Source organism: Legionella nigrisilvae (assembly GCF_977063395.2).
Map to the genome: position 1 here is coordinate 1 of NZ_CDRUGZ020000002.1, position 1,200 is coordinate 1,200.

Sequence of the window (1,200 nt, forward strand, 5' to 3'; positions counted from 1 at the left end):
GGTAATCCGCCCACAAAATAGTTGATGCCAAAAGTAGAATTTTCTCGTAATGTATGTGCAAGGAGATTCTGCATGAAGAAATCAAAATTTAGTGACAGCCAAATCCTGTCGATATTGAAGCAAGCTCAAAGTGGTGTTGCAGTTCCAGATTTATGTCGAGAGCATGGTATAAGCAATGCGACATTCTATAACTGGCGAGCCAAGTATGGAGGCATGGATCTTCCAATGATGGCTCGGCTAAAGGAACTTGAAGCAGAGAATAGCCGCTTAAAGAAGATGTACGCTGAAGAGCGCTTAAAGTCAGAAATTTTAAAAGAGGTGCTTGAAAAAAAGTAAAAAAGCCATCCGCTCGCCGAGAGCTTGCGCGCGTGATAGTGCGGGAACGGAATATTGAAGTCAGGATGGCTTGCTGGTTATTTAGCATCAGTGAGACGTGCTACCGTTATGAACCCAAACTGAATGAAGAAAACAGGGTCATAGCGGATTGGCTAATGCGCTTAACTCAAAACAACCGTAACTGGGGATTTGGCTTGTGTTTTTTATATTTGCGCAACGTGAAAGGTTTTTGTTGGAATCACAAACGTGTTTACCGTGTATACAAAGAGCTCGAGTTAAATTTACGGATAAAACCCAAAAAACGGTTAATCAGGGAAAAGCCTGAGTCCCTGGCCGTGCCAACATCAAGCAACCAGTGCTGGTCAATGGATTTTATGCATGATCAACTGGATAATGGACGCTGTTATCGGCTACTGAATATTATTGATGACTTTAACCGGGAAGGCCTGACAATCGAAGCGGATTTTTCATTGCCTTCTGCCCGAGTCATCCGGACACTGGAGCAAGTCATTGAATGGCGAGGCAAGCCTAAGCAGATACGTTGTGATAATGGGCCTGAATACGTAAGCCATAAGCTCGCAAGATGGGCTAAAAATCACGATATTGAGCTTGTATTCATTCAGCCAGGTTGTCCGCAGCAAAATGCCTATATTGAGCGCTATAATCGTACTGTTCGGTATGACTGGCTTAATCAATACTTATTTGAGAGTATTGAACAAGTCCAGGAACAGGCCACCAAGTGGCTTTGGTCTTATAACAATGAACGTCCTAACTCGGCTATTGGAGGTATACCACCCAAAAGAAAATTGGCTCTAGCAGCCTAGGTTTCTACTTTTAGTGTCAGTTAAAAATGGGGGGATTACC

At 43.2% G+C, this 1,200-nt stretch carries 1 protein-coding gene; it reads left to right on the forward strand.

All coding sequences use genetic code 11. The features are described from left to right. Positions 1–72 precede the first annotated feature (72 nt). A protein-coding gene (locus ACWTE2_RS00010; RefSeq protein ID WP_161516441.1) for an IS3 family transposase occupies positions 73–1,160 on the forward strand; the annotation gives its coding sequence in 2 pieces (ribosomal slippage) (positions 73–334 and positions 334–1,160; 1,089 coding nt in all). Positions 1,161–1,200 lie beyond the last annotated feature (40 nt).